Origin of the sequence: Thiohalocapsa sp., assembly GCF_019695415.1 — a bacterium.
GTDB lineage: Bacteria > Pseudomonadota > Gammaproteobacteria > Chromatiales > Chromatiaceae > Thiohalocapsa.
Genome location: NZ_JAIFKJ010000211.1, coordinates 1 through 1,525 on the forward strand (window position 1 = coordinate 1; position 1,525 = coordinate 1,525).

Annotated in this window: 2 protein-coding genes and 1 pseudogene; all 3 read right to left on the bottom strand. The window is 64.1% G+C overall.

Translation table 11 applies throughout. From position 1 onward, the window contains the following. Positions 1-114 precede the first annotated feature (114 nt). A complete protein-coding gene (locus I6U14_RS06035; RefSeq protein WP_296897708.1) occupies positions 115-552 on the bottom strand; it encodes a hypothetical protein in 438 nt (145 codons plus the stop codon). A 163-nt stretch (positions 553-715) separates the two neighbouring features. Continuing rightward, the gene (locus tag I6U14_RS06040) at positions 716-1,138 is read right to left on the bottom strand and encodes a hypothetical protein (RefSeq protein ID WP_296897710.1); all 423 of its coding nucleotides are present in this window, start codon (positions 1,136-1,138) and stop codon (positions 716-718) included. A gap of 94 nt (positions 1,139-1,232) precedes the next feature. After that, a pseudogene (locus I6U14_RS06045) lies at positions 1,233-1,451 on the bottom strand (tyrosine-type recombinase/integrase); the annotation flags it as partial. Positions 1,452-1,525 lie beyond the last annotated feature (74 nt).

Sequence of the window (1,525 nt, forward strand, 5' to 3'; positions counted from 1 at the left end):
TTTCGGCGACGTAAGTCGCTGAAAATGAAGGAGCCGGGAAACCGCCCAATGTCTGAACAGGCCCGGCTCCGCCTGTTTTTTTTGGGGCAGGATGCCCGATAAATCAGCATCTCCCTAGAGCCGCTTGCACGGCCTCTCGTCGAGCGCGGCGCGGAGAATCTCCCGCTCCAGCGCCGCGGACGGATGCCAGGACCCGCCGCGCGCGACAAAGCGGCTGCCGGCGTGAACCACGGCCTTGTCCTGCTCCCCATGGCGGGGTATCGCGCGGTCTACGACCAGTTCGGCCAGCGCCCTGTTCTGGCGCATGAACGTGGCGCGGTCTAAGCGCCCGTCGGCATCGAATCCGAGCATCTCGTAAACCAGGCGGACGACGGCACAGGGTGCCCGATCCCGGACCTCGACAGTGACCTCGGCCATGCGCACGCGTTGGCCCGCAAAGCGCTCAAGTCGCTGGCTCTCAGGGTCATCGACCATGCGGGAGAACTTCGCGCTGGCCAGCCGGTACAGGGTGTCGTCCGGTCCGAGGATGTATGTACGGATCGAGTAGCTCACGCTGACGGTCTTCTCACTCCCAGGATTCCAGAATAGGGTATTGCATTGGTCACCGAGGCATCCGTGCCCTCTCGGATGGGCAGACCCGACAGACGTATCCCCGCCCTTGATCCAATCGATCCTGATCCGCCTCGGGAGGACTCCGATGTCTGCGCCCGCTACTTCAGAACACTTGCAGACGTGGGTAGTCTCTTGCCATCCGCTCCCAGAACCCGCCGCTCCAATCCATCGGGACGGCGAGGAACCAGTCGGCCGGGGTCGCGCTGGCGACCGCTTCCACGATCTGACGCCCGGCGCCCTGCTCGGCGGAGGTAATCGCGTAGAACTGCGCGACGTGGGTTTCGGTATCCACGAGCAGTTCGACACCTGTGATTCCCGCGGCACCAACGGTGACGACGGGGTTCTTCTTCCCGTCAGTGGACAGCCGGTTCGACGCGCTCACTCTGCCCGGGAAGAGCTTGACGAAGTGCAGCGCCGGTATCGCCGCCAAGGCGAGCGCGAGGTGCTCGTAGATGGGCTCGACACGGCGCAGCGTCCGGGCCTTGCGGATGCGCTCTCCGTCGATAAAGGTCTGTGATCGCGGCATAGCCGTCTCTGTTCTTCAATCGGGTGGCGTGCAGGCCATCGAAACCGCCGAAGACCAGCGCCCGACCAACCGTCGGACGCCGGCGCGATCGGACTCAGCACTCGATATGCTCGGCCATCTCCAGGGCATCATCGACGTCGATACCGAGGTAGCGCACCGTAGACTCGATCTTGCGATGGCCCAGGAGCAGCTGCACCGCGCGCAGATTTTTGGTCTTGCGGTAGATCAGCGTCGCCTTGGTCCTGCGCAACGAGTGTGTACCATACTCCGCCGGGTCTGCCCCCATGAAGGCGACCCACTGTTTCACCAGCCGCGCATACTGTCGGACCTATAGATGCGCCGAGGCCGACCGGCGACTCGGAAACAGGTAATCGGCCGGGGACAGGC

Bases quoted from the DNA above. Each gene is read 5' to 3' on its own strand.
- I6U14_RS06040 (WP_296897710.1), bottom strand. From the start codon at position 1,138: ATGCCGCGATCACAGACCTTTATCGACGGAGAGCGCATCCGCAAGGCC.